The sequence below is a fragment of the Mesorhizobium sp. M1A.F.Ca.IN.020.06.1.1 genome (genome assembly GCF_004023265.1).
In the GTDB taxonomy this organism is placed as follows: Bacteria; Pseudomonadota; Alphaproteobacteria; order Rhizobiales; family Rhizobiaceae; genus Mesorhizobium.
On record NZ_RZSR01000341.1, the window covers coordinates 1 to 5544 of the forward strand.

Annotated in this window: 4 protein-coding genes and 1 pseudogene; 3 read left to right on the forward strand and 2 right to left on the reverse strand. The window is 63.7% G+C overall.

What is annotated here, in order from left to right:
- Both EOA60_RS16395 and EOA60_RS16400 read left to right on the forward strand, forming a co-directional pair.
- Positions 1–459: hypothetical protein (locus tag EOA60_RS16395; RefSeq protein WP_164899346.1), on the forward strand; the 459-nt coding region annotated here is incomplete at its 5' end.
- A gap of 154 nt (positions 460–613) precedes the next feature.
- Complete coding sequence (locus EOA60_RS16400; RefSeq protein ID WP_067325915.1) at positions 614–2068, forward strand: glutamate synthase subunit beta; 1455 nt, start codon at positions 614–616, stop codon at positions 2066–2068.
- A 38-nt stretch (positions 2069–2106) separates the two neighbouring features.
- Here EOA60_RS16400 and EOA60_RS16405 read toward each other — a convergent pair whose 3' ends face one another.
- Positions 2107–3321, reverse strand: a complete 1215-nt coding sequence (locus tag EOA60_RS16405; protein ID WP_095823425.1) for a DUF459 domain-containing protein — start codon at positions 3319–3321, stop codon at positions 2107–2109.
- Between the two features lie 115 nt (positions 3322–3436).
- Positions 3437–4657, reverse strand: a complete 1221-nt coding sequence (locus EOA60_RS16410; protein ID WP_095800476.1) for a lytic murein transglycosylase — start codon at positions 4655–4657, stop codon at positions 3437–3439.
- Positions 4658–4881: 224 nt separating this feature from the next.
- Here EOA60_RS16410 and EOA60_RS16415 point away from each other — a divergent pair.
- Positions 4882–5502 (forward strand): annotated as a pseudogene (locus EOA60_RS16415) (UTP--glucose-1-phosphate uridylyltransferase); the annotation flags it as partial.
- Between the last annotated feature and the right edge of the window lie 42 nt (positions 5503–5544).

Genomic DNA, 5544 nt, shown 5'->3' on the forward strand with positions numbered 1-5544 from the left:
GTCGTCGAAGGCGTCGGCGACCATGGCTGCGAATACATGACCGGCGGCATCGTCGTGGTCATCGGCAAAACGGGCCGCAACTTCGCCGCCGGCATGTCGGGCGGCGTCGCCTATGTGCTCGACGAGAAGGGCGATTTCGCCGAACGCTGCAACATGGCGATGGTCGAGCTGGAGCCCGTTCCGGAAGAGGACGACCTGATGGAGAAGCTGCTCCATCATGGCGGCGACCTCGACCATAAGGGACGCGTCGACGTCTCCGGCGACATGACCAGCCATGACGAGGAGCGGCTCTATCAGCTGATCTCGAACCACGTCCATTACACGGGCTCGGTGCGCGGCCGCGAGATCCTCGACAATTGGGCAAGCTTCCGGCCGAAATTCCGGAAAATCATGCCGGTCGAGTATCGCCGCGCGCTGATCGAGATGGAGCGCATGCGCATGAGCGTGGCGGCGGAATAGGCTTTGGGCACGGCCGGGGAGGTAATCGCCCGGCCGGCATCCTCACCAACAATCCTGACCTCGGACCAAGGTTGCCACGGCGGCCTTATGAGGTTAACGGGTGCGCCGACAAGCTAGACTTTCGAGCGCGCCTTCGGACAGCAGGGACTGGACTATGGGCAAGGTAACAGGGTTTCTCGAAATCGACCGGCAGGTGCAGAAGTACCAGCCTGCCTCGGATCGCATCCGGCATTTCCGCGAATTCACGCTGCCGATGTCGGACAAGGAGGTCGAGAAACAGGCCGCGCGCTGCATGGATTGCGGCATCCCGTTTTGCCATGGGCCGACCGGCTGCCCGATCCACAACCAGATCCCGGACTGGAACGACCTCGTCTACAATGGCGACTGGGACAGCGCGATCCGCAACCTGCATTCGACCAACAATTTCCCGGAGTTCACCGGCCGCATCTGCCCGGCGCCTTGCGAGGAAGCCTGCACGCTGAACCTCGAGGACATTCCGGTCGCCATCAAGACGGTCGAGCAGGCGATCGCCGACAAGGCCTATGAGACCGGCCACATCCGGCCCTACCCGCCGGAAAAGAAGACCGGCAAGCGGGTTGCCGTCATCGGCTCCGGGCCGGCCGGCATGGCCGCCGCCCAGCAGCTCGGCCGCGCCGGCCACGATGTGCATGTCTATGAGCGCGAGAGCCGGCCGGGCGGGCTGATGCGCTACGGCATTCCCGACTTCAAGATCGAGAAGCATTACATCGATCGCCGCATCGAGCAGATGCAGGGCGAGGGCGTGAGTTTCCATTGCGGCGTCAACGTCGGCGTCGACAAGCCGGTTGCCGAGCTCCTCGCCGAGCACGACGCCGTGCTCTATTGCGGCGGCTCGGAAACGCCGCGCCCGGCCAACATTCCGGGCGACGATCTCAGCGGCGTCTATGACGCCATGCCGTATCTCGTGCAGCAGAACCGCCGCGTCGGTGGCGAGCCGATCCAATCGGTGGCCTGGCCGTCACATCCGATCATCGCCGGCGGGCAGCATGTCGTCGTCGTCGGCGGCGGCGACACCGCGTCCGACTGCATCGGCACCGCCTTCCGGCAGGGCGCGGTGCGCGTGACGCAGCTCGACATCCGTCCGCAGCCGCCGGAGAAGGAAGACAAGCTCGCCGTTTGGCCTTACTGGGCGACGAAGATGCGCACGTCTTCCTCGCAAGCCGAGGGCGCGGAGCGCGAATTCCAGGTGGCGACCCTCGAATTCATCGGCGAGGACGGACAGCTGACTGGCGTCCGCTGCTGCGAGGTCGATGAGAAGCGCAAGCCGATCGCCGGCACCGAGTTCGTCATCCGCGCCGATCTCGCCTTCATCGCCATCGGCTTTGCCGGTCCGGCGAATGATGGGGTCATGAAGGAGCTGGACGGCGAGATAAAAATGGTCACCGACAGCCGCCGCTCGCGGAACGTCGAGGCCGACGACCGCGACTACAGAACCAGCATAGACAGGCTCTATGCCGCGGGCGACGTCCGTCGCGGCCAGTCGCTGGTGGTGTGGGCGATCCGCGAAGGCCGCCAGGCAGCGCGGGCGATCGACGAGGCGCTGATGGGGTCTAGCGTACTCCCCCGCTGAGGCTACCTGCAGCCACGATGGGCTCTTCCGTTGCGGCCCTACCGACGCACCGCTGTCGAGGTCTCCGATGAAGCGGTTGGCGTCTTCGGCGGCCAGGAAAAATCGTCGGCTCGGCCGGGCGAGGCGACGGGCGCCTTGCCCTCGACGGTCAGCTTTTCGCCTGGAAGATTCGGATCGGCCTTGGCTGGCGGTGCGGCACCCAGCAGCTCGGTCCCGCCGTCGAGCGCGGGGTCGCTGAGCAGCATCGGCGCGGTGCGGTCGACGATGACAGGGGCCGCGGCAGGCTTCGACACCTCGACCGGAGCGCCCGCCGGCGCGGAAACCGTGGTGACGCTTCCGGGTGCCGCCAGCCCGAGGATCTTGGCCAGCGGCTTTTCGGTGTAGAAGGCAAGCTTGCGCTTGCCGGCCTTGGTCACATTGATGCCGTCGTCGGAGCGCAGGCGCACCGGCTGGCCGTTGATGTCCGGACCGGAGGTGACGAAGGCGCCGTTCTCGTCGACGAAGCCGTCCCAGACATCGACGAACTCGCCGCCATGGGTCTGTGCGGCTGAATGATAGATGTCGTTGAAGGCGAGCATGTCCGAGGTCATTTTTGCCGCCCCGAACGCCGGCATGCCGACCCACAGGAACGGCACCTTTGCATCCTGAATGGCCTTGCCCAGCGCATCGGTGCGGTGCTCGTATTCCTTGGTCCAGTTCTCGGAGCGCGGCTGCTCGCGGACGTCGCCGACGCGCATCTGCTGGCGGTCGTTGGAGCCAAGCATGACCACCACGACGGACGGCTTCTCCGTCTCGATCAGAGACTTGATCTCGACCGGCCAATTGTAGAAATCGTCACGCACGAAGCCCGACGAGCCGTTGCTGCGCGAAACGATCCTGACCGCCGGATTGTCGGCGAAGGCGACGTCCAGACCCTCGGCGAGCCCGCCCGCCAGAAAATCGCCGACCACCAGCACGACGCGCGCATCCGGCGCCTTTTCGACGACCGGCGCCTCCGGCTCGGCCGGCGGGCGCGGCTTGGGTTTTCTGGCCTTCGGCTTCGGCCTCACCGGCTGGACATTGGCAGGAGGTTCAATGCGCTCGCCGCGGCGCGGGAAAAGAAGATCGCGCAGCGACCAGCCGCGGTTTCCGTCTTCCTGCGCGAAAGCCGGGGTATGAAAGGCGCTCGAGCCGGCGACGGCAAGCACGGCGATGGCCAGGACGAGAATCGGCAGGCGGCGAACGATCAGCCAGACACGCGCGACCGTAACCAATGAAAGTCTCCATCCTTGGCGCATGACAACGCAAAAAGCCGGCAAGTCATGCGCAGGCCGCAGCGCTACAGCATCCTTTCCGCTTTTGAAAGGATGCTTGACGCCATCGGCGGCTCTATTGCTTCCGGAGCCATTTCAGCACTTCCAGGCTCGGATAGCCATCCTGGCTCAAGCCTACCTTCGCCTGGTAGGCCATGATGGCGGCCTTCGACCCCTCGCCGATCTTCCCGTCGAACTTGCCGTCATAATAACCGTGCTCGGAAAGCCGCTTCTGCAGTTCCTGCCGTTGCTCGAAGCTGAGCTTGGTGAACGGCCGCTGCCAGTCCTGCACAAGCCCGGTGCCACCGGCGATTTCGTCGGCGAGCAGGCCGACGGCCAAAGCATATTTGTCGGCATTGTTGTAAGCCTTGATGACCGAGAAATTCCTGATCATCAGGAAGGCCGGTCCGCCCCTGCCGTCCGGCACCTTGAGCGTCGCCTTGTCGCTCAGGTTCCTGAACGGCTTGCCGTTGGCCCTGGCGACCCCGAGCGCCTGCCACTGCGCCAGCGTCTTCGATCCGGCCGGCAGCTTGCCCGGCGGCAAGGTCACTTCATAGCCCCAGGTCTTGCCGGCCTGCCAGCCGTTCTTCCTGAGCAGATTGGCGGCAGTCGCCAACGCGTCGGGTATCGAATTCCAGATGTCGCGCCGGCCATTGCCGTCCATGTCCACCGCGTAGTGCTGATAGCTGGTCGGGATGAACTGGGTCTGACCCATCGCGCCCGCCCAGGAACCCATGAGATGGCTTTCGTCGATGTCGCCGGTCTGCAGGATCTTCAGCGCCGCGATCAGCTGGGTTCGGGCATATTTCGAGCGCTTCGGGTCGCCATAGGCAAGGGTCGCCAGCGAACGGATGACATTGCGCATGATGTCGTCGCGCTTGAGGATCTCGCCATAGTTCGATTCCATCGACCAGATGGCGAGAAGGATATGGCGATCGACACCGAACCGTGCCTCGATCCGATCCAGCCATGGCTTCCATTTGCGCGCCATTGCCTGACCATTGGTCACCGACTGGTCATGCACCCGGTTGTCGAAATAATCCCAGGCGGGGGCGGTGAATTCCGGCTGGGTGCGGGCCTTTTCCAGCACGACCGGGTCGGGCTCGATGCCCCTCATGGCCCTGTCGTAGACTGCGCCGGAAACGCCGCCCGAAACCGCGGTGGCACGAAAGCCCGCGACCCACTGGCGGAAACCCGCATCGGCGAAAGCGGGTCCGGCGGGCATCAGCAAGGCAAGCGTGAGGCCCGCGGCCGTCAAAAATGCCGCCAGGCGCCTTGCGCTGTTGCGAACGGACATCCTTTTCCTCCTTCATCAAAATTAGGAAGGATCATTCAACGCCGAAGCCGGTTAGTATTTAGTTTACCATAGGTGCCATTAGGAACGAAAAGAGAGGTCGGTGCTTTAACTTTCGATTTTCAAGCCATCCGCTCGGATAATTCAACATTCCGGCGCGAAAATGTTCGGGGGGATTGCGGAGCGGATGGCCGCGCGGATAATGGGCTTAAACGGATGGGTGGAGCATGAAGCGAGTTCGCAAGGCAGTTTTCCCGGTCGCCGGTCTCGGCACACGGTTTCTTCCGGCCACCAAGGCCATCCCGAAGGAGATGCTAACGGTCGTCGACCGGCCGGTCATTCAATATGTGGTCGACGAGGCGCGCGACGCCGGCATCGAGCATTTCATTTTCGTGACCGGGCGCAACAAGGCGGTCATCGAGGATCACTTCGACGTCCAGTTCGAGCTCTATGATACGCTCGCCCAGCGCGGCAAGGACGACCAGCTCGCCCGCCTGCAGCGGCTGCAGCCAGCGCCGGGCCAGACCAGCTTCACCCGCCAGCAGGTGCCGATGGGGCTTGGCCATGCCGTCTGGTGCGCGCGTGAGCTGGTCGGTGACGAACCGTTCGCGCTGCTTTTGCCCGACATGATCATGCAGTCGGAAAAAAGCTGCATGAAGGATATGGTCGAACTCTATGCCGAGACCGGGAACAACATCATCGCCGTACAGGAATGCGACCCGGCCGAGGCCCATAAATACGGCATCGTCGGCCGTGGCGAGGACACCCATCACGGTTTTCGCATCACCGGCATGGTGGAGAAGCCGAAGGCTGGCACGGCGCCCTCCAATCTCTTCATCAACGGGCGCTAAATCCTGCAACCGGAGATTTTCGGAATCTTTTTTTTTTTC

What these genes read in the sequence shown, in the direction of transcription:
- EOA60_RS16400 (WP_067325915.1), top strand. Translation starts at nt 614, where the DNA reads ATGGGCAAGGTAACAGGGTTTCTCGAAATCGACCGGCAGGTGCAGAAG.
- EOA60_RS16410 (WP_095800476.1), bottom strand. Translation starts at nt 4,657, where the DNA reads ATGTCCGTTCGCAACAGCGCAAGGCGCCTGGCGGCATTTTTGACGGCC.